The sequence below is a fragment of the Candidatus Krumholzibacteriia bacterium genome, assembly GCA_035268685.1.
Lineage (GTDB): Bacteria > Krumholzibacteriota > Krumholzibacteriia > JAJRXK01 > JAJRXK01 > JAJRXK01.
The window spans coordinates 1-26809 of sequence record DATFKK010000163.1; the positions used below are offsets into that span (position 1 = coordinate 1).

Genomic DNA, 26809 nt, shown 5'->3' on the forward strand with positions numbered 1-26809 from the left:
GCCAGGCCCTGCGCGCGGTGATCGATGCCTCGCCCCTGCCGCCCCTGCCGCCTCGCTATCCCGATGGCGTGCACATCAACTTCCGCTTCGAGTACGAGCGATGACCCGGCCGGAGGCCGACGCATGAAGCCACGCCCTTCCCGTTCTCCCCTGCTCCTCGCGTTGCTGCTGGTCGTCGCCGCGGCCGTGCCGGCGCGTGCCCAGGAGGGCGGCGAACCGAGCTTCGAGCTCCGCTTCAAACGACAGGGCATCGTCCGGGCACTCGTCGAACTCGAAGAGCTGCGCGTCGAGACCAGCCTCGCGGGAGCGCGCGAGGCCGCGGGCGCGCTGGCGTCCCGGCTGGTGCAGGACCTGATCTGGAGTGGGCACTTCGCGATCGCGTCGCCCCTTCCCGAGGGAGTCCGGCGCCCGCGGTACGTGCCCGACGACTGGACGCGCGGGGAGGACGCGCGCACGAGGCTCCGCCTGACCCTGGCCGGTATCCGTCGCGACGAGATGGTGTGGACGGCCCTGCTCTTCGAGGGTTCGGCCCGGCGTCAGATCCTCGGCAAGCGCTACGTGATCGACCTGGACGCATCGGAGCGGCACGTGCACCACCTCGCCGATCAGATCGTCCAACGCGTCACGGGCGATCAGGGGATCGCGCAGACGCGGATCATCTTCAGCCGCAAGGTCGGCGACGGTCGCGAGATCTTCCTGGTCGACTACGACGGCGAGAACCTCCGGCAGATCACCCGCAACGGCAGCCTGAATCTCCTGCCACGATGGTCGCCGAGTGCCGATCGCGTCAGCTACACGTCGTACTGGCGCGGACGGCAGCGGTTGCTCGTGCTCGACGGTCGCAGCGGCGAGAGCCGCAAGGTGACGGAGTTCGACGGCCTGAACTACGGGGCGTCGTGGGCGCCGGACGGAGCGCACCTGCTCGTGACCTTCACGCGGGACGGCGATCCGGAGATCTACCGTATCGACCTGCAGGGCGACGTCGGAGCCCGTCTGACCTTCGAACCGTCGATCGAGTGCAGTCCGGTGTTCGATCCCACGGGCAACCAGATCGCATACACCAGTGATCGCAGTGGGGTCCCGCAGATCTACCGCATGTCGCGCGACGGCACCGATCGCCGAAGGCTGACCCGCAGCGGTGGATACAACGACGCGCCGGCCTGGTCGCCGCGGGGCGATCGGATCGCGTACGTGACGCGACGCGCCGGGCGCTTCCACGTCATGGTCATGGACTCGAGCGGTGGCGACGCGATCCCGATCACGATCACCGCCGATGGGAACAACGAAGAGCCCGCCTGGGCGCCGGACGGGCGTCATCTCGTGGTCAGCAGTGATCGCGACGGCACGCGGCGGCTCTGGGTGATCGACGTCGACACGGCCTGGGCGCGTCCGCTGACGCGGGGCGACGTCGACGACAACGGACCCGATTGGAGTGCCGCCCCGAGCAGCGGGAGCGGTTCCTGAACCCGGGCGGACGAGACCGTCCGCCCACTCGCACGAGGAGACCGGAGCGTCATGAAGAGTCTGCAGTCCGATGCGAACCGAGCCGATGCCGGCCGCGTGGCCCTGATCACCCTCGTCGCTCTGAGTGCGGTGCTGCTGGTCGGCCTGCTGAGCGGCTGTGGCGGCAAACCCGAAGCGCAGCCCGACACCGGGGCAACGCCGACCGAGGAGCCCCTCGACGAGATCCCCGTCACCACGCCGGACGAACAGCCGGCCTTTCCCGACGAGGCCGACGCCATGGACCAGGACACCGTGGCCGGCGAGGACATGGAGGCCGAGACCCGGCCCCTGCCCGTGGTGCAGGACGTGTTCTTCGGGTACGACTCCTTCGAGCTCGATGCCGAGGCCCAGGCCACCCTGCAGACGAACGCGAGGATCCTGCGTCGGAATCCCGATGTCGACGTGATCATCGAGGGTCATTGCGACGAGCGGGGCACCGCCCAGTACAACATGGCGCTGGGCTGGAAGCGCGCGAACACGACGAAGGACTACCTGGTGTCCCTGCGCATTCCCGCGTCGCGCATTCGTACGGTGAGCTTCGGCAAGGAGAAGCCCTTCGTGACGGGGAGCGGAGAAGACGTCTGGTCGCTGAACCGCCGCGCCCACATCGTACTCGAACGGTCCGGGCGCTGAGCCATGCGACGTATCCTGGGTTCCGTCCTCCTCGTCGCGGTCCTGACCGGTTCGTCGGGGTGCGCCAAGCAGCTACAGCGCATCGAGACCCGTACGGATGAGATCGCGACCATCCAGGCGCGGCTCGCGGCGGAACAACGCGAGCTCGCATCCATCGTGGAGCGTCTCGACGAGCGGGATGCCGAACGCGAGGCCGAGCTCGTGGAGCGCCGCGCCGAGCTGGAATATCAGCTTCGTGCCCTCGACCGCGTCGTCCGACAACTCGATGCCCGCGCGCAGGAGCAGCAGGAACTCCTGCAGAGGATCAGTGCGGCGCTCGACCTGTTGACCCGTCGGACGCCGTCGGGACCCGACGCTCCCACGGCGACGGCCCCGACCGATTCGACGATCGCGGCGGCGTCGGGGGGCGATCCCCTCGAGTCGCCGGGACAGGACGTGTTCGACGCTGCCTTCGACGACTACACGGGGGGACGCTACGCCCTCGCGAGGGAGGGCTTCCAGGAGGTCCTCGATCGGTTCGAGGACAGCGAGCTGGCCGACGACGCGCGGTACTGGGTGGCCGAGACGCACTACGCAGAAGGCGACCACGCGACCGCGCGCGACGGCTTCGCCGAGGTCGTCGAACGATGGTCGGAGAGCGACGTGGTGCCTCCGGCCCTGCTGAAGCTCGCCTACTCCATGCTGGAGCTCGGCGAATCCGAGGATGCCATCGCGACCCTGCAGCGACTCGTCGACGAGCACCCCGACAGCGATGAGGCCCTGATCGCGGAGCACAGATTGAGTACACTGTCGGCCGAGGAGTGATTCCGTCCGCCCCCCCCTCCGTGGTGGATCATGCGATCCTTCGTGCGTCCGCTGACCTGGCTCGTCGTCTGCGCGACCCTGCTCGTGTCGGCTCCGTCCACCGCGGCGGAGCGGTGGTGGGTGGAACTGCCCCGGGACCGGGGGGTCTCCGAGCCGGAGGACCTGCCCTTCCCGCCCGCACCGAACGATGCTGCCCTCGAGCGACGGGCCCGGCGTGGCCGGGCCGAGCGCGTGGCGGTCCTCGGCCGGGGGCCGAGCGAGGAGGCCCTGCGCGCGGTGCAGGCCACCGGAGCTCGGATCGTCCGCGTGAGCCGCTGGCTGAGTGCGGCCAGCGTGGAGGCCGACGCCACCATCCTGGAGCGTCTGCGAGAACGCTTCGGCCGCGCCGCCCTACGACCCGTGAGGAGCTGGGCCGGCGAGCGTGACCCGCGAGTCGTCCGGGTGACGCCCGGCCCGCGCCGGCGGGTCGGCGCCTTCGACTACGGCCGGTCCTTCGACCAGCTCGCGCAGATCGGGATCGATCGTCTGCACGACCGGGGTCTCACCGGGCAGGGGGTCCGGGTCCTCGTGCTCGACACGGGCTTCCTGGTCGACCATCCCGCGATCGACCATCTCGACGTCCTGGCGACCCGGGACTTCGTGAACGACGACGCGGACGTGGGCATCGACGAGGGCGAGGCGATCAACCAGGACCGACACGGGACGGGCGTGGTCGGCACCCTCGCCGGCTACGAACCCGGCTCGTTGATCGGGGCCGCGCCCGACGTCTCGGTGCTGCTCGCCAAGACCGAGGTCGTCGACAGCGAGACCCGGGTCGAAGAGGACCACTTCGTCGCCGCCCTCGAGTGGGGAGAAGCCCTCGGGGCCGATCTCATGACCGCGTCGCTGGGCTACCGCACCTTCTACGACGAGCCCGACACCTTCGCCTACTCGCCGGAGGATCTCGACGGCGACACCGCGATCACGACGCGCGCCGTGGACGACCTGGTGGCGATGGGGGTGGTCGCGATCAGCTCGGCCGGCAACGACGGGGACGACCCGGGAACCCTTCTCACGCCCGCCGACAGCGACAGCGGACTCGCCATCGCCGCCGTCGACTCGAACGGTGCCGTCGCCTGGTTCTCGAGCCGCGGACCGACCGCCGACGGCCGCACGAAGCCCGACCTGGCCGCCCGCGGCGTGCGCGTGGTGTGGGCCGACACCTGGATCGGGGTCGGCCTCGCGTCGGGCACCTCGCTGGCCGCGCCTCTCGTGGCCGGAGCAGGCGCTCTGCTCCTTCAGGCGCACCCGGACTGGGGTCCGCACGAGGTCGCTTCGGCGCTCCGGAGCACCGCGAGTCAGGCCATGGCTCCCGACACGGTCCTCGGATGGGGGATCGTCGACGCCCAGGCGGCGGTCTTCGACGTCGAGGCTCCGCAGGTGCCCCTGCCCTTCGATCTGGTGGCCCCGGAACCCGGAGCCGTGATCGACGGGCCCCGGGTCGATTTCGCCTGGGAGGCCGCAGAGGATCTGCAGACACCACAACAGATCGACTACCGCGTCGAGATCGCGCGGGACGAGGCCTTCGACGAGGTGGCCGCCGTCTTCGAGGTGGGACCCGCGGTCGTCCGCTCCGCCTGGGTCCCGGTGAGCGGGCAGCTGTGGTGGCGGGTGGTGGCCACCGATCCGCAGGGACACGTCCGGACGAGTGCCGCCCGGGCCCTCGAGGTCCCGACGGCCACCGGGGCCCCGACCCGGACGCGCGTGGCCTGGGCGCGCTGGGAAGGTCCGTGGCCCAATCCGACGAGCGACCGCAGCGCGGCGCGGCTGGTGCTGAACCGGCCGGCACGGGTGCGCGCGGTCGAGGTCTTCGACGTCGCGGGCCGGCGGATCCGGACCCTTCGCCGGCAGGTCGAACTGCTGCCCGGCGAGTGGCGCGTGGAATGGGACGGAAGGGACTCCAGGGGGCGCTCCGCGGCCTCCGGCGTGTATTTCCTCCGGGCGCTCGTCGAGGACTCCGACGGCCGCGCGGCCCGGCTGCGCGCCCGCGTGGTTCGCCTTCGCTGAGGGATGTCCGCGGGGCCGCAGCCGTCAGTGCCTTGACCTTCGGTTTTTCCGTCATCTACTCTTTGTACGAATCCCTTGGAGCGCCACGAGGCCTCCGGCCCCTCTCGCCGAATTCCCGGAATGGCCGGCTGATCCTCGTCGACTGCCCCGCATCAGCATGCGCCCCCACTCCGGGCGCGTCGGTTCTGCTACCAGGAGGGTCTCCGTCGTGTTCCTGACGAAGCGTCAGTCGGAGCTGTTGGACTACCTGCGCCGCACCATCGCCGTGCAGGGCTACGCTCCGAGCCTCGAGGAGATGGCGGCTCACTTCCAGCTGTCATCGGTCGGAACGGTCCACAAGCACCTGAAGGCCCTCGAGGAGAAGGGCTTCATCCGTCGCCAGTGGAACCGTTCCCGTGCGATCGAGATCGTCGAGACCCACGACGGACGGGCCCGTCGCGTGCCCATGCTCGGCTCGCTCAAGGGACAGCAACCGATCGAGAACGGGGTCCAGAGCGGAAGCATCGCGGTTCCGGAGGAGTTCCTGAACGGAAACGGTGCCTTCGTCCTGCAGGTGGGTGACGACTCCCTGCGCGACGAATTCCTCGACTGCGGCGATTTCGTGGTGTGCGAGCCGAGCGAGTCGCCCGAACCCGGGGCCACCGTCGTGGTCACGGTCGACGGACGGAGCACGATGGTCCGTCGGTGGGAGCCGACCTCGGACCGGGTCCAGCTGCGCTCCCGGCGTCCGGGGGCCGAGGACTTCGAGGTCGGACTGCAGCGGTGCCGGATCGAAGGGGTGGTCGTCGGCGTGCTCCGCCGCCTGCAGGCGGACCGTCAGGCCGCTTCCTGAATCGTGCCACGAATTTCGCTCGGTTGACGTTTCGGCGTCCGCCTCCCTACCATGCGGCCGGCCCTCAGGGGCCGGCCTTCTTCTTCGTGCTCCGGCGGGTCGTGGACTCCACGGCGGGTACGGAGTGCGCGCCCACCACGCACGGGAAGCCAGACATGATCTCCTCGTCCAGGCCCACACCCGACGACCGGCCGCTCGACGTGACGCGTGATCCCGACGACATGGAAGAGGTGTTCGAGGTCTACTTCACCTCGACGCCCGGTCCGTCCCGCGTCGTTCGTATGGAGGGCGGTCTGGGGTGGCGACCGGCCACCGACGTCTACGAGACCGAGCACGAATTCGTCGTCCAGATGGACCTGGCGGGCATGGACCGCAACGCGATCGAGATCCACGTCGACGACGAGTTCCTGGTGGTGCGCGGCACGCGTAGCAACATCGCGCCCCCGGGCAAGAAGCACTTCCACAAGATGGAGATCCGGGTCGGACCCTTCGAGCGTCACGTCCGGGTTCCCGGACACGTGGACGCCAACACCGCACGGGCCCGCTACGAGAGCGGGTTCCTGTTCGTCGTCATGGAACGGGGCCAGGGACGGTGCGGAGAGCGTCGTAGCATCGCCATCGGATCCTGACCGCAGCCCCCGCCGTCGCGGGGACCGAAGATCTCAGCCCGCCCTCGAGGAGTCGTCGTGGCCGATCAGTCCGAAGCCCCGGGATTCGATCTGGAAGATGGTGTCCGGGTTCCCGACCAGCTCGCCGTCCTGCCGATCAGTGACGCGGTGGTCTTTCCGTACATGATGGTGCCGCTGGTCCTCAGCGACGCCAATCTCATCCAGTTGGCCGACGACGTCCTGGCCGACTCGAAGATGCTCGGGACCTTCACCCAGTTGCCGGAAGCGACCACCAACGGCAGCGAGGAAGAAGAGTCGAACGTCGGCGAAGAGGACGTCTACGAGATCGGCACGGCGGTGGTGATCCAGAAGATGCTTCGCTTCCCCGACGGGAGCATGCGGCTGCTGGGTCAGGGCATCACACGGATCCGCCGCAAGAAGGTCCTGCAGACCGAGCCCTACATGGTCGCCGAGGTCGAGGTCCTCGACGAGAAGGAATCGACCGACGCCAAGACCGTGGCCTACATGCGCGGTGTGGCGAACAACTTCATCAAGATCGTCGACGCGTCCGAGAAGCTCAGCGACGAGCTGAAGGTCGTGGCCATGAACATCGACGAGCCCGGCCGGCTCGCCGACATGGTCGCCACGAACCTGGACATCGACGTGACCGAGAAGCAGAAGGTGCTCGAGATCCTCGACCCGCGGGCGCGGCTCGAGCTGCTCAGCGAGATCGTGATGCGCGAGCTGGAGATGGTCGAGCTCGGCGAGAAGCTGCAGAGCCGCGTGCGCAAGGCGATCGACAAGGACCAGCGCGAGTACTACCTGCGCCAGCAGCTGAAGGCGATCCAGCGCGAACTCGGCGACACCGACCAGAGTTCGGTGGAACTCGACGAACTCCGCGAACGGATCGAGGAGGCGTCGCTGCCCGACCACGTACGCGAGGCGGCGTTGAAGGAGTACGACCGGCTCACCCGCATGAGTCCCGGTGCCAGTGAGTACACGGTGAGCAAGACCTACGTGGACTGGCTGCTCGAGCTGCCGTGGCTGGAGAGCAGTGTCGACAACCTGCAGCTGAAGAAGGCCGAGGAAGTGCTGGAGCGCGATCACTACGGTCTGGAAGACGTGAAGGAGCGCGTACTCGAGTACCTGGCGGTGAAGAAGCTGAAGGACGACATGCGCGGTCCCATCCTGTGCCTGGTCGGACCGCCGGGTGTGGGCAAGACCAGCCTGGGCAAGTCGATCGCCGAGGCCATGGGGCGCAAGTTCTACCGTCTGAGCCTGGGCGGCATGCGGGACGAGGCCGAGATCCGCGGGCATCGCCGCACCTATGTCGGGGCGATGCCGGGCCGTGTCATCCACGGGGTGAAGGTCGCGGGGACGAACAACCCGCTGTTCATGCTCGACGAGATCGACAAGCTCGGCAGTGATTTCCGGGGCGATCCGGCGAGTGCGTTGCTCGAGGTGCTCGATCCCGCGCAGAACAGTACCTTCACCGACCACTACCTGAACCTACCCTTCGATCTCAGCAACGTCCTCTTCATGACGACGGCCAACGTGCTCGACACGATCCCACGTCCGCTGCGCGACCGCATGGAGATCATCCAGCTCCCGGGCTACACCCGGCTCGAGAAGCTCGAGATCGCCAAGCGCTACCTCGTGCCGAGGCAGGTCGCCGAGAACGGCCTCAGCTCCTCCAGCATCCGATTCACCGATGCCGGGCTGAACTCGATCATCTCCGACTACACGGCCGAGGCCGGGGTACGTTCGCTGGAGCGGACGATCGGGCGGGTGTGCCGTAAGGTCGCGCGTGGTGTCGCGGGATCGCGCAAGAAGAAGCGTGTGAACGTGTCCGTGAAGAACGTCCACGACTATCTGGGCGCGCCGGTGTACTCGGACGAGGCACGGAAGTCCCGCCCCGAGGTGGGCGTGTGTGCCGGCCTGGCCTGGACCCCGGTGGGGGGGAAGATCCTCTTCGTGGAGGCGGTGGCGATGCCGGGGCAGGGTGCCCTTCGGCTGACCGGGCAGCTCGGCAACGTCATGCAGGAGTCGGCGCAGGCCGCCCTCAGCTACATCCGGAGTCGCTACAGCGCGGGCCCGCAGGACATCGAATGGTTGCGGACGCACGACCTCCACGTGCACCTTCCCGCGGGGGCGATCCCGAAGGACGGACCCAGTGCCGGGATCACGATGGCCACGGCCCTGGTGTCGCTGTACCGGGGGATCCCGATCAGCAACAGGGTGGCCATGACGGGAGAGATCTCGCTCACCGGCGAGGTGCACCCGGTGGGGGGTCTCGTCCAGAAGATCCTGGCCGCGCACCGGGCGCGGATCTCCCAGGTGATCATTCCCGCCGACAACGAGCGCGACCTCGAGGAGCTGCCCGAGGAGGTGCTCGAGGCCATCGAGTTCCATCCGGTCGAACGGGTGGAGCAGGTCTGGGAGCTCGCCCTCACGCGGCCCCTGCAGTGAGACCACGTTCCCGGTGCAGGTTTGACCGGCCCCCGAGCGGCTGCTAGTTTGCCACGCGTTCGCGCCGGCTGGTGTCCGGCGCGGTCAGGACGACCGATGCCTTCCAGCTTGTTGCGACGTCTCCTGGGGCGCGCCGGTGCTTCCCCCAACGGGGCGGTGGCCGGTGAAGCCTTCTCGCTGCCCGGATCGCTGCAACCGGGCGCGCGCGTTCTCCTGCTCGCGTCCGACGACCTGACGGATCTGCTCTTCGCCATGCCGCTGGTCGAGGCCGTGCACGGTGCGATCGAGGGCGTGGAGTTCGGTCTGCTCTGCGACGAGCGCACCAGTCACCTGGCGCTGAGCACCGACCGCTTCGCCGACGTTCTCGTCGTCGACCCACAGCAGGCCGGTTCCGGGTCGGCGTCCCATCGGGAACTGCAGGAGGCCCTCCAGGGCGAGTCCTGGGACGTGGCGATCCTGCTCGGTCAGGATCCCGATCCCGATCGCGACGAGTTCGCCCACCTGAGCGGGGCGACGCTTCGCATGGGGCCCGATCATCCACTGGCCTTCCCGCGGCTCAACTGTCAGGTCCGGCCCCCGTCCTCCGAGAGCTATCCCTACGGCCGTGCCCAGCTCTGGGGTCGCCTGCTCGGAGTGAACGTCGATGCGCGCCGACTGCACTGGCGCCTGGCCCCGAAGCGCGCGCGCCAGATGGGGCAGTTGGTGCACTTCAACAAGCCGCGGAAGCAGCAGCGGCTGATCGGCATCGACCCCGGAGTGGGCAAGGCCGGCACGCGGTTGGGCGCCGCGAACCTGGGCCTGATCGCGAACCACCTCTCGCGGACGATCGATTCGAGAACGATCGTGCTGACGGCCGACGAGGATCCGACGGTGGTCGACGAGTTCGTCGGTGTACTCGAGAACACACCCCTCGATCTGCCGCGGCCCACGCTGCTCGAGACCGTGCTCCTGCTGAACGAGTGCGACCTGCTCGTGAGCGGGAACACCGATCTCCTGCACTTCGCCGCCGCACTGGACGTGCCCGCACTGACCGTGTTCGCCGACGCCGATGCCGACGCCTGGATCCCGGATCGAGCCGAGCGTCTGGAGGTCGTGAGGGCAGCACGGGGCGAGGCCCTGGACCTGGCCGAGATCATGGATCGGGTGGAAAGGCTCCTGGCGTAGTCGTCGGTGCCCATCGGCACCGGTCGGCATCGCGGCTCATCGCGAAGGATCGAGTGTGCACGACATACCCCGCGTCCTGTCGCTGTTGCGTCACTTCCGCTGGCGGATGCCCGCGCTCGTCGTGTGCATCGTGATCGCCTCGTCGCTCTCGAGTGTCGGAATCACCTTCGTGTCGCCCCTGGTGCGGATCCTCTTCGAGGAGGATCCGGCCCCGCTCGCCGCCGAGGCCCAGCAGGATCCCACGGCGGGCACGCCCGCCGGTGTTCCGCTCGAGCAGGTCGAACTGCCGGACTTCATGGAGCGTGCCCGTACGACGATCTCCCAGGAGGTCGAGGGCTGGCTCTACCGCGGCGACCGCACGGACATGCTCTGGCGGCTGTGCCTTTCCCTGCTCGTGGTCTTCCTCACGCGGAATCTCTTCGCCTTCCTGCAGGAGGCGTTGAGGGTCCAGATCGAACAGCGCACGATCCATCGTCTTCGCGAGGATCTGCACCTGTCGATCCAGCGGCTCCCTCTCCAACAGTTCTCGCGCGAGCGTACCGGTTATCTCATGAGCCGGGTGATCGCCGACGTCGACGCCATGCGCGGGGCCATCATCGGTGTGTGGACCCAGCTCGCGAGCAATTGCCTGATGATCGTGATCGCGCTGACGATGGTCGCGCTCGTCAGCTGGAAACTGCTGTTGACCACCCTTCTGGTCGTTCCGCCGAACATGTTGCTGATCGCGTGGATCAGTCGTCGGTTGCGCCGCGGCAGTCAGCGTGTCCAGGAATCGATGGGCGATGCCGCGGCCGTCCTCCAGGAAGCGATCAGCGGGATCCGGATCGTGAAGGCCTTCGATCCCGAGGGACACGAGAACCGGCGTTTCGACCGGGTGAACGCCAGCTACACCCGCTCCTACGAACGTCTGAAGATCCTGTCGGCGATGAGCAGCCCCGTGAGCGAGGTCCTGGGAATCCTGACCGCCGTCGTCATCATCGTCATGGGGGGACGCCTGGTGCTGACAGGACAGCTGCGCCCCGACCTGCTGGTCCTGTTCCTGGGTGTGATCCTCTGGGTGATCGGACCGATCAAGTCGATCATCCGTGCCAACAACACGCTGCAACAGAGTCTGGCCGCGGCGCGGAGGATCTTCGACGTCCTCGATGCACCGAAGGAGTCGCGCGGACCGGTGGACGCGAGACCCTTCTCCGCGCCGGAACGAGCGCTGCGCTTCGAGAACGTGAGCTTCGAGTACGAGACCGACATTCCGGTGCTGCACGACGTCGACCTCGAAGTCGGTGCCGGACAGGTCGTCGCCCTGGTGGGTCCATCGGGAGCGGGCAAGAGCACGCTCGTGGATCTCGTGCCGCGTTTCCTGGATCCGACCGGGGGCCGCGTGACCGTCGACGGAGTCGATCTGCGCGAGTTCGACCTTGCCTCGTTGCGTGGCCACGTGGGAGTGGTGTCCCAGGAGGTGATCCTCTTCCACGACACGGTGGCGGGGAACATCGCCTTCGGGTCGGGCGAGGTGTCGGAGGAACGCATGATCGACGCGGCGAAGACCGCGAACGCGCACGACTTCGTCGCGGCGTTGCCGCGCGGCTACGACACGTTGGTGGGCGAACGGGGACTTCAGCTCTCAGGTGGGCAGCGACAACGTCTGGCGATCGCGCGTGCGGTCCTGAAGAATCCGCCGATCCTCATCCTCGACGAAGCGACCAGCGCGCTCGACACCGAGAGCGAGCGTGCCGTGCAGGAAGCCATGCAGCGACTCATGGTGGGGCGGACCACGCTCGTGATCGCGCACCGGCTGTCGACGATCACGGCGGCCGACCGCATCGTCGTGTTGCAGCAGGGTCGGATCGTCGAGAGTGGGACCCACGAGCAACTCCTCGCGCACGACGGAGCCTACCGTCGTCTCTACGACCTCCAGTTCGGTCCGGGCACGGGCGACGATGGCGACGCGTCTGTCGGTTCTTCCCAACTGGCTGGGTGACCTCGTCATGGCCACGCCGGCCCTGCGCCGTTTCGGTGCGGGGTCCGAGCACGTGGTCGTGGGGGCGCCCCACCTCGTGGACCTCGTGCTCGATCTCGGGCTCGCCGATCGAGGCGTGGACTACGACCGGCGGGGCGCCGACCGCGGCGTGTCCGGACTGTGGCGGGCAGCGCGAGGCCTGTCGGCGCTCGAGCCCGAGGTCGCGCTGGTGCTCGGACCGAGTCTGCGCGCGGCCGCTCTGCCGGCCCTGGCCGGGATTCCGCAGCGTCAGGGTGTCGGCGGAGAGGGGCGGGAGCTGTTCCTGACCCGGGTGCACCGGGTTCGGGGTGGACTGCGGTCGCAGCACCTCTCGCAGACCTGGTGGGACGTCACGGGAGGCGCCGGGCAGGTGCCGTCGCCGCGCTGGCGACCGGGCCGTCGTGGACAGGAGGGATGGAGGGCGCTGATGGAGCGCCGCCCCGAACTCACGGCTCCCTTCGCGGTCTTCGCCGCCGGAGCCACCTTCGGTCCGACCAAGCGGTGGCCGACGCATTTCTTCGCCGAGACCGCAGGGCGCCTCCACGCCTCCCATGGCCTCCGTCCGGTCTTCGTGGGCTCGGGCGACGCCCGCGAGCGCGAGACCGCGGCGGCGCTGGCGGAAGCAACCGGAGGGGTCTCGCTCGCCGGCGAGACCGACCTCCCGGTGCTCGTCGGCGCATTGGCCGACGCGTCTCTGTTCGTGGGCAACGACAGCGGTCCCATGCACGTCGCGGCCGCGGTGGGGATTCCGACCGTGGGCATCTTCGGATCGACGAGCCCCGTGTGGACGGCTCCGCGCGGGCCCGCCGCCCGGACCGTGGGGCCGGCCCCCGTCGACTGCAGTCCGTGTTTCCGGGCGACCTGTCCCTTCGCCCTGGAGTGCCTTCGCCAGCTCGAGCCGTCCGCAGTCCTGGGCGCGGTCGAGCGGCTCCTCGGTTCACCCCCTCCGCGGGAGGCCCGTCCGTGAACCATCGCGCCGTCGTCTGGCTCGATCGTGACGGGACGATCGTCGACGATCCGGGCTACCTTCGCGATCCTCTTGCCCTGCGCCTCTTGCCCGGTGCCGGAGAGGCCGTGAGCCGTCTGAACAGGGCCGGGATCGCGGTCGTACTCGTGACCAACCAGAGCGGAATCGCCCGGGGGCTCCTGACCGAGCAGGACCTCCGCTCGGTGCACGCGGAGCTGCGGCGCCGCCTGGCGTCGTCGGGTGCCCACCTCGATGCGATCCGTCACTGCCCGCACCTGCCCGACCATCTGCTTCCCGACGGCGCGAGGCCCTGTGCCTGCCGGAAGCCGCGGCCCGGCATGATCGAGGCGGCACGGGACGAACTGGGCGTACCGAGCGACACGCCGCAGTTCGTGGTGGGCGACAAACCGGCCGATGTCCGACTGGCACGTGCCGCCGGATGCCGTTCCGTTCTGGTCCTCACCGGGGAGGGACGAACCACGCGGCGGCACCACGACGCCGACGCCGACCTCGTGGTGCCCGACGTCGGAGCGGCCGTGAGCCACATCCTCGAGCAGCTCTCCCTCGCCGATGGCGGGCCGAGCTGTTAGGTTCCGCTCTTGCTCCCCGTGGGCCGCGGAGGCGGCCAGGAGTCGAACCGCATGCGCATCCTGATCATCGCGGCGACCTACCCGCCGACCCGCTGCGGCGTGGGTGACTACGTCCGTAGGGTCGGCCGCGAACTCCGCGGGATCGACGAAGAGGTCTTCGTCCTCACCGGCGAGGCAGAGGACCTCGACCACGATCACGGGGACCCGACGATCGCCTCGGTGGGCAGGCGGCCCGCGCCACGCCGCGTCGACGATCTCCGCTTCGACACCGAGGACCACGGAGTCCGGCTGTCGCGACGGGTCCCGGCCTGGGACTGGGGCGCGCTCGACTGGATCGAGGCCGCCCTGCGGGACCTGGAGCCCGACGTCGTGAGCCTCCAGTTCCACGGCGAGGACTATCTGCTCCACCCGGCGGTGTGCGCGGTTCCCGACCTGGCGCGGCGTCGGGGATGTCCCGTGGTCACGACGCTGCACAACCTGCAGCGCCCGGTGGCGTGGGCGGAGCCGGCCGACCCACTGGATCACCTCCTGCGCGGGAGTGCGGCCTGGATCTGCACCAACGCGATCGACGAAGCCCGGCTCCGATCGCACGAACTCTCCGAGCGCCTGCACGTGATCCCCACCGGGCCGTGCATCACCGACGACCGCGGACGCCGGACCGCCGATCCCCATGGGCCGCTGCGCATCGGCTACTTCGGCTTCCTGAATCCCTTCAAGGGCATCGAGTACCTTCTGCGCGCGGTGGCGGCCCTGCACACCGAGGGCCGCGCGATCCGGCTCGAACTGGCGGCCGGGATCCACACCGACGCACCCGGGCGCCTGCGCGACTACGCGGACTTCGTCGGCGGCGAGATCGAGCGTCTCGGGATCGGACCGGTCCTCGAACGCCACGGCTACGTGTCCGACGAAGAGGTGGGTGCGCTGCTCGGACGATCGCACGTCGCCGTGTTCCCCTTCCGCGACGGGGTGAGCGGCAAGAACTCCAGTTTCTGGAGCACCATGCACCACGCGACGCCGACGCTGACCACGCGGGGTCCGGGCGTGCCGCCGGGACTCGTCGACGGTCAGAACGCCCTTCTCGTCCCGGCGGAGGACGCCGAGGCCATCGCCGAACGGTTGCGATGGTCGGATGCCCACCGCGCCGAGCTCGAGGCGATCGGCCGGGCCGGGCGGGAGTTCGTTCTCCGTTCGTTCGACTGGAGCGTGATCGCGCGTTCGATGCACGAGGTCTTCGCGGCGTCGGTCGATCGGGGTACCGCCGGCGCGGAGGAGCCGCGGTGAACCTTCGTGCCCCGAAGCTTCGCGACGACGCGGCGCTGGCCGCATGGATCCGGGCCGAGCAGGCCCGGCAGCGGCGGGTGGTCTTCACCAGCGGTTGCTTCGACGTGCTGCACGTCGGACACGTACGTTCGCTGCGCGCCGCCCGGTCCCTCGGCGATCGGCTGGTCATCGGATTGAACTCCGACGATTCGGTGCGAGGCCTCAAGGGTCCCGATCGGCCCTACTTCCCGCAGGAGGAGCGGGCGGAGGTCCTGAGCGAACTCGAGTGCGTGGATGCGCTCGTGATCGTGCCCGAGTCGACCATGGACCGCGTTCTCGACGCGATGCGCCCCGATGTCTTCGCGAAGGGGACCGACTACACGGTCGAGACGATTCCCGAGCGCGAGACCGTGCTGGCCTACGGTGGCGAACTGGCGATCGTCGGGGACCCGAAGACACGGAGCAGCAGGCAGTTCCGTGTGGTGAAGTGAGCACGGTGAGCGGCGAGCACTTCCTCGTGACCCGCCTGCGTTTCCTGGGTGACATCGTCCTGTGTACGCCGTTGCTCGAGGCCCTGCGCGAGGCGCGTCCCGACTCCCGGATCGAATTCCTGGGCGCATCTCCGCACGTGGACGTCCTGCGTGATCACCCCGCCGTGGACCGCCTGCACGTCCTGCCCGGAAGGGCGACGACGGCGGACATGCTCCGGATGGCATTACGCCTGAGACAGTGTCGCTTCGATGCCGTGTTCGATCTGTTCGGCAATCCGCGCAGCGCCCTGCTGACCCGGCTCACGGGAGCACCGTTGCGTGTGGGGCCGGACCGTGGAACACGGGCGCGCCTGTACACGCATCGGCGGGGGCGTCCGGCGGGCGACCGGTCGGCGGTCCGGCACCATCTGGACAAACTGGTTCCCCTGCTCGGGGAAGCGCCGCCGCCGCGCCCGACGTCACTCCGTGTGCATCCCGCGGAGCGGGAGCGTGTCCGCGCTGCTCTCGATCTGCCGGAGCGGGTCCGGGTGATCCATCCGGGCAGCACCTGGCCCGACAAGGCCTGGCCCGGGGATCGCTGGCCGATCCTGGTGCAGCGCCTCACCGAGCAGGGGGGCGCCCCGCTGGTCGTGATCGAGCCGCCGACGCAGCGTGGTCTGGCCGCGAGGGTGGCCGGAGACACCGGGGCCCGTCCGCTCGACGTCCTCGACGTTCGCTCGATCCTGGCCCTGCTGACGCATGCCGACTTGTACGTCGGCAACGATGGCGGCATCCTGCACGCGGCCATCGCCCTCGGCGTGCCCAGTGTCGGTCTGCTGGGCCCGACCGAGCCGGACATCTGGTTTCCCTACGAACACCTCGGTCCTTTCCGCGTGATCCACCGTTGCGACGAAGCCGGCACCGATGCCCGTGGACGTCCCCGGAGTCGTCTGACCCGGATCGACGTCGAAGAGGTGCTGGCGCGTGTGGGTGAGGTCACCGCGGCGACCCGGGACGGCGCGACGTGATCGATCCCGAACGCATCCTGTTGATCCGACGCAAAGCGATCGGGGACGTCCTCGTGTCCATGGACGTCGCTCGCGCGCTGCGTGAGCGCTGGCCCGCGGCATCGATCCATCTCGTGGTCGATCGTTTCGCCGCCCCGGTCGTGGACGGGTCGCCGCTGATCGACGACTTGCTCGTGTACGACCGCAAGGCGCAGTCGACCGGATCCTGGACCGCGCGCGTCGACGCACTGTTGCACTGGGTGGAGAGCTTGCGTGGGGTCCGGGCCGACCTGGCCGTCGACCTGATGGGCACCCCGCAGACGGCGTTGTGGACCCGACTGAGTGGGGCCCGCATGCGGGTCGGACCGCGCAAGCGCTTCCGCACGTGGGCGTACCACCGTGCCATCGAAGCCCGGCGTGATCCCGTGTTCGCCGGCGAGCGCTTCCTGGACTGGGTCCGCGCGCTCGACGTCGATCCTGGCGCGTGGCGGCCGCAGCGCGTGCCGGTGAGCCCTCGCGACTCCGAGCGTGTGGTCTCGATCCTGTCGACACGGGGAACGAGCGACGCCGGGTTGATCCTGTTGAACGCGAGCGCGACGTGGCCGGCGAAGGCCTGGCCGCTCGATCACTTCGCCCGTCTGGGACGTCGACTTCGCGAGGACACCGGTGCCGAGGTGGCCCTCGCATGGGGTCCCGGCGAAGAGGAGGGGATCGACACCGTCGTCCGGAACGCCGGAGGAAGTGTCTGGCCCCTGCCGCCGACCACGCTCCCGGAACTGGCTGCGTGGTTGGATCGCGCCGATCTGCTGGTGACCACCGACAGTGGACCGAAGCATCTGGCGGTGGCCCAGGGCACACCCACCGTGACCGTTTTCGGAAGCACCGACCCCCGCGGCTGGCAGCCGCCGGGGCCGAGACACCGCGCCCTGACGAACCTCGTGGATTGTCATCCCTGCAATCTGCTGGAATGTCCCGTGCCCGGGCACCCGTGCCTCGACGCGCTGGACCCGGAGATCGTGGCCACGGCTGCGGTCGAGCTCCTGGCGCAGACGAGGAGCGCGGCATGACCACGGGCATCGGAGCGCTGGTGATCACGCGCGACGAGGAGCACCACCTGGAGGACTGCCTCCGCACCCTCGACTTCTGCGACGAGCGCGTCGTGGTCGACTCCTTCAGCTCGGACCGGACCATCGAGATCGCCTGCGCGCACGCCGACCACGTGTATCGGCGCACCTTCCGCGACTTCGCCGAGCAGAAGGACTGGGGCCTGGCCCGGTTGTCGACACCGTGGGCCCTGATCGTCGATGCCGACGAAAGGGTGGGTGCCGAACTGGCCCGCGAGATCGTGGAGCGCGTGCGTCGCGACGACCACGACGGGTTCTGGCTCTTCCGTCGCAACCGCTTCTTCGGGCACGTCGTGACGGGGGCCGGATGGCAGCACGACAGGGTGCTCCGGCTCTTTCGCCGAGAGGGCGCACACCACCCTTCGCGTCTGGTCCACGAGGAGGCCCACCTGCCCGAAGGAGCGAGGATCGGGACCTGCCGGGCGCGGCTCGAACACCACAGCTACTCCGACTGGCCCTCGACATTCGGAAGGCTGCTGTCGTACACCACCCGGGGTGCGGCGGAGCGTGCGCAGCGCGGGCGGAGCGGATCCGCCTGGCGCGTGGGCACGAAGCCGCTGGGGCGATTCCTGAAGCAGTACCTGCTGCAGGGTGGTTGGCGCGACGGTGTGCACGGCTACGTTCTGTGCACCTGGAGTGCGATCGGTGTGTTCGTGCGCGAGGCGAAACTGCGCGCGGGGGAGATCGAACGACCAGTGGCACCTTCCGCCGAGGTCCGCGTAGAAGTGATCCGGGGCCGTCCGGTGGACGACGGCTCCGTCCCACCAGGGGGAGGCCGGCAACGATGACGCTCGGGGCACGATCGACGCGAACCGGAAACGGTTGGATCGGCGCCTGCCTGCTGGTCGCGATCGTCTGGGGTCCGGCCATGGCCAGCGCTTCCGGAGACGCCCCCGCGGATTCGTTGCCTCCGGCGCCGAGCGACGACCTTCCGGTCTCCCTGGACGAACTTCCCTACGATCTCGGCGAGGTGTCGACCTTCGAGATCGGGTACGGACCGATCAAGGCAGGGCGTGCGACGATCACGGTCGAGGACACCCTGACCTACTTCGGCCAGAAGGTCGTGCACGTCCGCACCCGTGCTCGGAGCAATCGGTTCTTCGACGCCTTCTTCAAGGTCCGCGACCAGGCCAACAGTTACATCGACGCCGACTCCCTCTTCGCGCGCTACTACAGCAAGACGCTGCGTGAGGGTGGATACGAGCGCGACGTGGAGATCCACTTCGACCAGATCGACGGCATCGCCTACTACCCGAGTGGAAAGGAATCGAAGTTCCCGGCACCGATCCACGACGTCCTCTCGGCCTTCTTCCGCGTGCGCACGCTTCCGCTGCCCCCCGGTGCGAGCTTCCGACTGCCGACCCACGGGGACGACGAGATCTACGATCTTCGGATCGACGTGGTCCGGCGCGAGGTGCGTGACACCCCGCTCGGTCGTGTGCGGTGCGTGGTGGTCCGACCCACGCTCGGCGACGAGGGCCTGTTCCGGCACGAAGGAGATCTCCTGGTCTGGTTCACGGACGACGAGCGGAGGGTTCCGGTCCTGATGCGTGCGACCGTTCCGGTGGGGGCGATCGAGGCCCGGCTGACCGACTACGATCCGGGGGGACGTCGGTGAGCGAAGCCGCATCGTTGCGGCCCCGGGTCGACGTCCTGGTCTTCGGCGGCGGCATCGCGGGGTTGTGGACCCTGCACGAGCTGCTCGCACGGGGATACGATGCCCATCTCTGTGAGACGTCGGCGCTGGGCGCGGGGCAGACGATCCAGTCGCAGGGGATCGTGCACGGTGGAGGCAAGTACGCGCTGCGCTCGGTCGGCGATCTGGACGCGGTGCGTGCGATCCGCGACATGCCGGAACGATGGCGTGCGCATCGCAGTGGACTGCGACGCGATCCCGATCTCCGGGCAGCCCGGTTGAACAGTGAGGGTTGTTGGTTGTGGTTGCCACGCGGCTCGTGGTGGTCGCGCCTCCAGTCGTGGGGGATCGTGCCGCTGCTGCGCCACGGTGGACTGCTGGCCTGTCCTCCTGAGTCGCGCCCGCGCTCCGAGTGGCCGCCGGTGCTGCAGCGCCACGCGCACCTGGCGCTGCGCATGGAGGAGCCCGTCTTCGACACCCAGAGCGTGATGGCAGCGCTGCGCGAGCCCGTCGTCGATCGTCTGCTGCACATTGCACCGATCGATCCGGCCGACGGCTTCGGACCCTTCGAGGACGACCGGGGAACTCGTCGCGTGCGCCTCCGCGCGCCCCACGGTCCGGAGCTCGAGGTGGACACCCGAGCGGTGGTCTTCTCGGCGGGCGACGGCAACGCCGCGCTCCTGCGCTCGATCGGGAGCGAACCGGAGTTGATGCAACGACGTCCCCTGCTGATGACCGTCCTGCGCGGCTCGCTGCCGCCCCTGCATGCGCACTGTGTCAGCGGAGGGCGGACGCGGATCACGGTCACCAGTGTCGGTGCCGGCGACGAGACGGTGTGGCAGGTCGGGGGTGAGGTCTCCGAACGGCACGCGGCCGACGAGGCCGGCCCCGGGGTGCGAGCGGCGGCCCTCGACGAGATCCGGGCCTGCCTGCCGGGTCTGGATCTTTCCGGTGTGCAGATCGCGAACTATCGTGCCGTGAGGGCCGAAGCCCGGGACGGTGGATCGCGACGACCGAGTGGAGCGCACGTGCGGGCGGTCAGCTCCCGGGCGGTCGTGGCATGGCCCACGAAGTGGGCCCTGGCGCCCCTGTTGGCCGAGGACGTGCTCCGAGAACTCCGGGACGCCGGTGTGGAGCCGTCGGGTCCGAACCCCCTGCACGGCGCGGGCCGCTGGCCGCGTCCCGACGTCGCCCCCTACCCCTGGGAGGATGCCGCGTGGACCGACGTGAACTCGGTCGAACCGGCCTGACCGTTCCCGCTCTCGGGCTCGGAACGGTGAAGATCGGACGCAACCGCGACGTCAAGTATCCGCAGGGGTTCGACCTGCCCGACGACGCGGCCGTCGAGCGGCTGCTCGAGACCGCCGTCGAGGAGGGCGTGGTGCTCTGGGACACCGCGCCGGCCTACGGTGCGGCCGAGGAGCGCCTGGGTCCGTTCGTGGCCCGGCACCGGGAACGGCTGGTCCTGTGCACCAAGGCGGGCGAGGAATACGACGGCGAGGGTTCGCGGCACGCTTTCGACCGGGCATCGCTGACCGCATCGGTGCACCGCAGCCTGCGTCGCCTGCGGACGGATGCCATCGACGTCCTGCTGCTGCACTCCGACGGACGGGATCTCGAGATCCTGGATGACAGTGACGCACTGGACACGATCGCCCGGCTGCGCGACGCCGGTGACGTGCGGTTCGCCGGGATCTCGGCGAAGACGGCCCTGGGGATCGAGCGAGGCGGAGCGTGTCTGGACGTCGTCATGGCGCCGTTCGGACCCGACCATCCCGAACTCGGGGACATGCTCCGGAAGGTCCACGGCGGAGGAACTGGAGTGCTGGCGATCAAGACGCTGGGGCAGGGACATGCCGTCGATCGCGGCACCGGCGACACGGCGGATCCGGTCGAGGCTGCGCTGGAGTCCGTCCTGAGACCCGGTTTCGTGGACTGTGCGGTCGTCGGAACCCGGAGCGCTGCACACCTGCGACACGCCGCGGCCGCGGTGCGCCGGATCGTCGGGCGAGCGAGCGGGAGCGCGTCATGACCGTGCACGAAGAGACGTACGACGCACAGGGCCGACCCCGGTCCAAGCTCCTGCCAGACGACAACGTCACGCTGGCGCTGGCCCTGACCACGCTGCTGGCGCTGCTGTTGCGACTGTTCCGGCTGGGCCACCAGAGCCTGTGGGTCGACGAACTGATGACCATCCGCCAGGGCGCCGTGCCCGGAACGACGCTCTGGCAGCAGTTCCTGCACGACACCCAGAATCCTCTGCCGATGGTGATCGTGACCCTGCTGGGTTCGGTGTCGGAGCACGAGGCGTGGTTGCGGATGCCGGGGGCGCTCCTGGGGGCGTTGAGCATCCCGATCTTCTTCGAGGTGGTGCGTCGGATCGCGGACGCGCGGACGGCGCTGCTGGCGGCGATGCTCCTGGCGATCCATCCCATGCACATAGACCACTCGCAGGAAGTACGTGGCTACGCCTTCCTCGTGTTCTTCGGTCTGGCCGCCACGTGGATCGTGCTCGACGCGGGGACGCGCCTGTCGTGGGCCCGCATGCCGTGGCTCGTGCTGACGGGGGTGGCTGCCGGTCTCAGCAATCTGCAGGGTCTCTTCTGGATGGCCGGGCTGGCGCTGGGAATCGTGGTCAGCGGCCGGTATCCGGTACGCACGTGGGGACGCTGGGCGATTCCCTTCGTCCTGATCCTCGTGGTGCTCACTCCGTGGTGGAGCCTGAGCCTGGGAGTGCACGAGACGGGTCGACTGCTGCCCGAGGCCGAGACCGGCGAGCCGCTGCGCGGCGAGAGCACCTTCACGCCGTGGGCCTTTCCGTACGCGGGGCTCGTTCTGTCGATGGGAAGCAGTCTGGGGCCGAGTGACGACGAACTGCACGAGGAGGTGACGACGGGAGGCGGTCTTTCGTTGGACGCCGACGACCTCGCGATCGTCGGGATCGCGGCGCTGCTGGTGGTGGCGCTCGCGTGCCTGGGCCTGCGGGCGTTGGGGCGGCGTTCGTGGGAGCTGTTGGCCTGGGCGTCGGTGGCGATCGTAATGGCAGGGTTGTTGGCGGCCCGCAACGTGAAACCATTCAACCCGCGCTACGTGATCACCGCCCTGCCGGTGTTGCTGGTCTTCGTCGCCGCCGGATTGAATCGCCTGCCCGTTCGTTGGGGTCTCGTGCTCCTCCTGGTGTGGATCGGACTCACCGGGGTTTCCCTGCAGCGGATGTGGTTCGATCCCGAGCACGTGCACGAGGACGTGCGCGGCGCCGCGCGGCTCATCGCGAACCGCGAGGGTCCGGACGACGCGATCCTGGTCCCCACCGTGCGTCACGTCTTCGATTTCTACTATCGCGGCGAGAGCCCGCGTTCGGGCATGCAGTTCCGGCGCGCGATGCCGCCGGACGAGGTCGACGAAGCTCTCGAGCGGGTGGGCGAGGGGCGCCGGTTCCTGTGGTACGTGAAGTCACGTCCCTGGTTCGGCGATCCCGAACGGCGCATCGACGAGAGCCTCCGGCGGCGCCACGAGCAGATTTCCCGGTTCGAGATGCCCGGAGTCGAGGTGTACCTCTTCGACCGGTCGGCGGAGCCGACGGCGCCGGAGGAGAGTTCCGCGGAGGGTGAGAGCGGGAACGCGGTCCCGGATTCGGTGCGGGTCGATTGACCGACCCGGAACGGTGCGCTAGCCTTGATGCGTACACCACGGGCGTCGGCCTCGAGCGCCGTGTCGCCGCCCTCGCCGGCCCGCACACCCTGGCACCGTCATCCATGACCGCCGCGCCCGAGACCTCCAGATCGTCTCCCGTGCCCCGCGAATCCGCGTTGCGGGAGTGCTCCGTGCCCATTCCGTCGCGCTTCGACACGCTGCGCAGGGAGCTCCGGGGCCAGTGGGCCACCGAACTCTGCAAACGGGTCGTCGACGTCGTCGCCGCGATCGCCGGGCTACTGCTGTTCCTGCCCCTCCTGCCCTTTCTGGCCGTCGTGATCAAGCTGGAGTCGAGGGGGCCGCTGCTCTTCCGTCAGACCCGCATCGGTCGCGATGGGCACCCCTTCACCTGCTACAAGATCCGATCCATGGTGCAGGACGCGGAGGGGCTGAAGGACAAGTACGCGCATCTGAACGAGGCCGACGGGGCGGCCTTCAAGATCCGCCAGGATCCCCGGATCACCCGCGTCGGGCGCTTCGTGCGGCGGAGCTCGCTCGACGAATTCCCGCAGTTGCTCAACGTGCTGCGCGGTGACATGTCGATCGTCGGGCCCCGGCCACAGATCCCGGCCGAGGTGGCCGCGTACGAGGAGCGCCACAAGGCCCGGCTGCTGGTGAAACCGGGCATCACGTGCCTGTGGCAGGTCAGCGGGCGCAACGACGTGGACTTCGAGGAGTGGATGCGGCTGGACCGTGAATACGTGGAACGGCGCAGTCTGGCCCTGGACTTCTCGATCCTCCTTCGTACCCTTCCCGCGGTCATCCATCGCCGCGGCGCGTACTGAGCCCGGCGCCTCCCTGCACCGACGAGGTCCGGGTCCGATGAGCAGCTCCACCGGCAACCCGACGCGGCCGTCGCGCTGGCGTGTCTACGTCGACTTCACACGGCCGTTCACGCTGTGGCCTCCGGCGCTCGGAATGGTCAGCGGCGGGGTCACGGCGTGGGGCGCGGCCGGTACCAAGGTCAGTGACGACCCGGTGATCCTCGTGGTGAACGTCTTCGTCGGCGCGCTGATGGCTGCCGTGCTGAACGCCGCGAGCAACGGGATCAACCAGATCTACGACCTGCCCCTCGACGCCATCAACAAGCCGAAGCGTCCACTGCCCAGTGGGACCATGGAGGTCCGGGAGGCGAAGCAGCTCACGGCGATCCTGTACGTCGTCGCCCTTGCGCTGGCTGCCTTCGTCAACTGGATGTGCTTCGTCCTGGCCGCCGCGGCCGCAGCACTCACCTGGGCCTACTCGGCGCCACCGTTCCGCACCAAGCGCGACGCGATCGGAGCCAATCTCACGATCGCGATCCCGCGCGGCCTCATGTTGAAGGTCGCCGGCTGGACCACGGTCAAGGCCTTCGACGCCGTCGAGCCTTGGTACATCGGATCCATCTTCTTCCTGTTCCTGCTCGGGGCCGCCACGACGAAGGACTTCGCCGACATGAAGGGCGACGAGGCCCATGGGTGCATGACCCTTCCCGTGAAGTACGGCGTGAAGAAGGCAGCGTGGATGATCGCACCCTTCTTCGTGCTGCCCTTCGCCATGATCCCGATCGGCGTCGCCACCGGCATCCTGACGGGCAATGCGCTCTTCCTCGATCTCATGGGGCTGGCTCTGGCGGTATGGGGCGTGTACACGGTGTGGTTGCTGGTCCGACGGCCCGAGGAACTCGCCACGACCGAGAACCATCCTTCGTGGACGCACATGTACCTCATGATGATGGCCCTGCAGATCGGGTTCGCCCTGGCCTACGTGGTGTGAGGAGCACGGAAATGATCGTGGGCATCGGAGTGGACGTGTGTGACACCGCACGGGTGCGGGACCTGATCGAGCGTTACGGCGATCGGGTGATCCGTCGCCTGTTCACCGAGGCGGAGGCCGCACGGTGCCGGAATCCGCGGCGCATGCACGAATGCTTCGGGGGCCGATTCGCGGCGAAGGAGGCCACGCTGAAGGCGCTCGGCACCGGCCTCTCGAACGGCATCGGGTGGCGCGACGTCGAGCTGGTGTCCGGGGAAGCGCAACCTCCACGGATCACACTGCACCGGCGTGCCCGCGAGATCGCCGACCTTCGCGGAGTGACGGGCTCGCACGTGACGATCAGTCACGACGCCGGCATCGCGGTGGCCGTGGTCATCCTCATGGGCGAGCCCCGATGAGCGCCTTCCTCGACGATCTGGACGCGATGGCGATCTCGACGGTCTACGTGCTGTCGGTGCTCGGCCTCGCCGAGTTCGCGCGACGGCGTGGAATGCCGCGGACGAACACGCGAAAGATCGTGCACGTGGGGATCGGGACGTGGGTGATCCCGACCTTCCTGCTGTTCGACCACCGTCTGTGGGCGGTGATTCCGCCCGCATGCTTCGTGGTGGTCAACGCGCTGAGTTTCCGCTTCCACCTGATCCGCAGCGTCGAGGGCGAGACCGCGAATGTGGGCACGATCCTGTATCCGATCAGCGTGGCGGCGGCCCTGGGGCTCTTCTGGACTCATCCATGGCCCGCGGTGGGGGCGGCGGCGATCCTCGTCATGGCCTGGGGGGACGCGGCCGCTTCGCTGATCGGGCGGCGCCACGGCCGTCATGTCTACCGGGCCTGGGGCCACCCGCGGACCCTGGAGGGAAGCGCGGCCATGTTGGTGGTGGGAGTGGCCGGCATTCTGGTGGGTTTCGTGTCGTTGGGGCGGCCGATCGACGGTGGCGTGGTCGCGGCTGCCGCGCTGGCCGCGGCCGTGGGAACCGCACTGGAGTCGATCTCGTTGTGGGGCTTCGACAACCTCCTGGTGCCGGCGGGGGTGGCCGCCACGCTCGTGCTGACCTTCGGGAGCGTGTGGGGGTGACCGACGTCGCAACGACCTGGGCGACGGCCGTGGCCGTGAACCTCGTGCTCGGGGGACTGGCCTGGTGGCGAGGTGCCGTCAGCCGGAGCGGGTTCGTCGGCGGTGCCCTGATCGGGACGCTGATCCTCGCACTGGGAGGGGGCGGCGCCTATCTCACCCTGTGCGCCTTCTTCGTCGTGGGAACGGCAGCCACGCGCCTGGGCTACTCGAGGAAGGCCCGTGCGGGGCTGGCCCAGGAGGAGAGGGGACGACGGGGAAGTCGGCACGCCCTGGCGAACTGCGCGACGGGGACCGTCCTCGCGGTGTCCATGGCGTTCTGGCCCGCGATCGCTCCGGCGGTGGGCCTCGTGGCGGCCTTCGCGACCGCCGCGAGCGACACCCTGGGCAGTGAGATCGGTCAGTTGTACGGCCGGCGCCCCTACCTTCCGACCACGTTCCGGCCCGTGCCTCCCGGGACCGAGGGCGCCGTGTCCCTCGAGGGCACACTGGCGGGCGTCCTGGGGTCGACGGCCCTCGGAGCACTCGGTTGGGCGAGTGGGATGTTCCCACCCCTCGGAATCGGTGTGGTCGTGATCGCCGCGTTCGTGGGGACCACCGTCGAGAGCTACGTCGGGGCGATCTGGGGCCGCGAGGCCCGGATCGGGAACGAGGCGATGAATTTCCTGAACACGCTGGTGGGTGCAGCGGTCGCGGTGCTCATCGTGTGGCCGCTGGGCTGGGGGCGTCCGTGAGGACGGAACCGGATCGGCAGGGCTCCGGACGCGGCCGGGGGACGGTTCCCGACGGCGACCGCGCCCGGACCGGCGCGCGGCGCGACGTCCCCGGGCCAGGACGACACATCGGGGGGCACATCGGGTGACGACCCTCCGCAATCGGCCACGGACGACCGCAACTGTCCCAGTGCGAACGGCTTTCGCGAACACACGGGCGCGTTTCCGGGGCTTGTTCGCCTCGGTACGGGTCTGCTAGACTCAGAACTCCACGGGAGAACGACGAAGCCGACGGGGGGACGCGGCGTCGTTCGAGCTACCCACCCGATCCACGCGGTCGCGCGGCACAGAGCCCGCGATCCGTGAGCACGCCAACCCCAACCGGAGGGTCGGCCAGGCACGAGGCGATCGAAATCGACCGGAGCCGCGCGAAGCGCGGTGATGGCGACCGAGAGGACGAGCAGGAC

Annotated in this window: 25 protein-coding genes; all 25 read left to right on the forward strand. The window is 69.1% G+C overall.

Going from position 1 to position 26809, the window contains the following annotated elements; translation table 11 throughout:
- The first annotated feature begins 123 nt into the window (after positions 1-123).
- The 25 genes from VKA86_15240 (at position 124) to VKA86_15360 (ending at position 26363) form a co-directional block, all read left to right on the forward strand.
- A complete protein-coding gene (locus VKA86_15240; protein HKK72564.1) occupies positions 124-1464 on the forward strand; it encodes a hypothetical protein in 1341 nt (446 codons plus the stop codon).
- A gap of 51 nt (positions 1465-1515) precedes the next feature.
- Complete coding sequence (locus VKA86_15245; protein HKK72565.1) at positions 1516-2136, forward strand: OmpA family protein; 621 nt, start codon at positions 1516-1518, stop codon at positions 2134-2136.
- A gap of 3 nt (positions 2137-2139) precedes the next feature.
- Positions 2140-2940 carry a tol-pal system protein YbgF gene (gene ybgF, locus VKA86_15250; protein HKK72566.1) on the forward strand — a complete coding sequence of 267 codons (801 nt, stop codon included), beginning with the start codon at positions 2140-2142 and terminating at the stop codon, positions 2938-2940.
- 30 nt (positions 2941-2970) lie between these two features.
- Positions 2971-4986, forward strand: a complete 2016-nt coding sequence (locus VKA86_15255; GenBank protein ID HKK72567.1) for a S8 family serine peptidase — start codon at positions 2971-2973, stop codon at positions 4984-4986.
- A gap of 208 nt (positions 4987-5194) precedes the next feature.
- Positions 5195-5818, forward strand: a complete 624-nt coding sequence (gene lexA / locus VKA86_15260; GenBank protein HKK72568.1) for a transcriptional repressor LexA — start codon at positions 5195-5197, stop codon at positions 5816-5818.
- 155 nt (positions 5819-5973) lie between these two features.
- Positions 5974-6447 (forward strand): Hsp20/alpha crystallin family protein, encoded by a 474-nt coding sequence (locus tag VKA86_15265; GenBank protein ID HKK72569.1) that lies wholly within the window; start codon positions 5974-5976, stop codon positions 6445-6447.
- Between the two features lie 57 nt (positions 6448-6504).
- Entirely contained in the window at positions 6505-8895 is a 2391-nt protein-coding gene (gene lon / locus VKA86_15270; GenBank protein ID HKK72570.1) for an endopeptidase La, read from the forward strand.
- A 96-nt stretch (positions 8896-8991) separates the two neighbouring features.
- Entirely contained in the window at positions 8992-10059 is a 1068-nt protein-coding gene (locus tag VKA86_15275; protein ID HKK72571.1) for a glycosyltransferase family 9 protein, read from the forward strand.
- A 55-nt stretch (positions 10060-10114) separates the two neighbouring features.
- Entirely contained in the window at positions 10115-12037 is a 1923-nt protein-coding gene (locus VKA86_15280; GenBank protein HKK72572.1) for an ABC transporter ATP-binding protein, read from the forward strand.
- Positions 11997-13022: a lipopolysaccharide heptosyltransferase II gene (gene waaF / locus VKA86_15285; protein ID HKK72573.1), complete on the forward strand. Its 1026-nt coding sequence runs from the start codon at positions 11997-11999 to the stop codon at positions 13020-13022. Before VKA86_15280 ends, waaF begins: the two co-directional genes overlap by 41 nt.
- Positions 13019-13612, forward strand: coding sequence for an HAD-IIIA family hydrolase (locus VKA86_15290; protein ID HKK72574.1), 594 nt, complete (start codon positions 13019-13021; stop codon positions 13610-13612). Before waaF ends, VKA86_15290 begins: the two co-directional genes overlap by 4 nt.
- Before the next feature lie 51 nt (positions 13613-13663).
- Positions 13664-14893, forward strand: a complete 1230-nt coding sequence (locus VKA86_15295) for a glycosyltransferase family 4 protein (protein HKK72575.1) — start codon at positions 13664-13666, stop codon at positions 14891-14893.
- The gene (locus tag VKA86_15300) at positions 14890-15363 is read left to right on the forward strand and encodes an adenylyltransferase/cytidyltransferase family protein (GenBank protein HKK72576.1); all 474 of its coding nucleotides are present in this window, start codon (positions 14890-14892) and stop codon (positions 15361-15363) included. Before VKA86_15295 ends, VKA86_15300 begins: the two co-directional genes overlap by 4 nt.
- A 5-nt stretch (positions 15364-15368) precedes the next feature.
- The gene (locus VKA86_15305; GenBank protein HKK72577.1) at positions 15369-16370 is read left to right on the forward strand and encodes a glycosyltransferase family 9 protein; all 1002 of its coding nucleotides are present in this window, start codon (positions 15369-15371) and stop codon (positions 16368-16370) included.
- Positions 16367-17416: a glycosyltransferase family 9 protein gene (locus VKA86_15310; protein HKK72578.1), complete on the forward strand. Its 1050-nt coding sequence runs from the start codon at positions 16367-16369 to the stop codon at positions 17414-17416. Before VKA86_15305 ends, VKA86_15310 begins: the two co-directional genes overlap by 4 nt.
- The gene (locus VKA86_15315; GenBank protein HKK72579.1) at positions 17413-18261 is read left to right on the forward strand and encodes a glycosyltransferase family 2 protein; all 849 of its coding nucleotides are present in this window, start codon (positions 17413-17415) and stop codon (positions 18259-18261) included. Before VKA86_15310 ends, VKA86_15315 begins: the two co-directional genes overlap by 4 nt.
- Positions 18258-19091 carry a DUF3108 domain-containing protein gene (locus VKA86_15320; protein ID HKK72580.1) on the forward strand — a complete coding sequence of 278 codons (834 nt, stop codon included), beginning with the start codon at positions 18258-18260 and terminating at the stop codon, positions 19089-19091. The genes VKA86_15315 and VKA86_15320 overlap by 4 nt, the downstream gene beginning before the upstream one ends.
- The gene (locus VKA86_15325) at positions 19088-20359 is read left to right on the forward strand and encodes an FAD-dependent oxidoreductase (GenBank protein HKK72581.1); all 1272 of its coding nucleotides are present in this window, start codon (positions 19088-19090) and stop codon (positions 20357-20359) included. The genes VKA86_15320 and VKA86_15325 overlap by 4 nt, the downstream gene beginning before the upstream one ends.
- The gene (locus VKA86_15330) at positions 20326-21141 is read left to right on the forward strand and encodes an aldo/keto reductase (protein HKK72582.1); all 816 of its coding nucleotides are present in this window, start codon (positions 20326-20328) and stop codon (positions 21139-21141) included. The genes VKA86_15325 and VKA86_15330 overlap by 34 nt, the downstream gene beginning before the upstream one ends.
- A complete protein-coding gene (locus VKA86_15335) occupies positions 21138-22760 on the forward strand; it encodes a glycosyltransferase family 39 protein (GenBank protein ID HKK72583.1) in 1623 nt (540 codons plus the stop codon). Before VKA86_15330 ends, VKA86_15335 begins: the two co-directional genes overlap by 4 nt.
- 173 nt (positions 22761-22933) lie before the next feature.
- A complete protein-coding gene (locus VKA86_15340) occupies positions 22934-23587 on the forward strand; it encodes a sugar transferase (protein ID HKK72584.1) in 654 nt (217 codons plus the stop codon).
- Positions 23588-23624: 37 nt separating this feature from the next.
- Positions 23625-24557, forward strand: coding sequence for a UbiA family prenyltransferase (locus VKA86_15345; protein ID HKK72585.1), 933 nt, complete (start codon positions 23625-23627; stop codon positions 24555-24557).
- 11 nt (positions 24558-24568) lie between these two features.
- A complete protein-coding gene (acpS, locus tag VKA86_15350; protein ID HKK72586.1) occupies positions 24569-24955 on the forward strand; it encodes a holo-ACP synthase in 387 nt (128 codons plus the stop codon).
- Positions 24952-25632, forward strand: coding sequence for a hypothetical protein (locus VKA86_15355; protein ID HKK72587.1), 681 nt, complete (start codon positions 24952-24954; stop codon positions 25630-25632). Before acpS ends, VKA86_15355 begins: the two co-directional genes overlap by 4 nt.
- Positions 25629-26363, forward strand: a complete 735-nt coding sequence (locus VKA86_15360) for a DUF92 domain-containing protein (protein HKK72588.1) — start codon at positions 25629-25631, stop codon at positions 26361-26363. Before VKA86_15355 ends, VKA86_15360 begins: the two co-directional genes overlap by 4 nt.
- Positions 26364-26809: the final 446 nt, after the last annotated feature.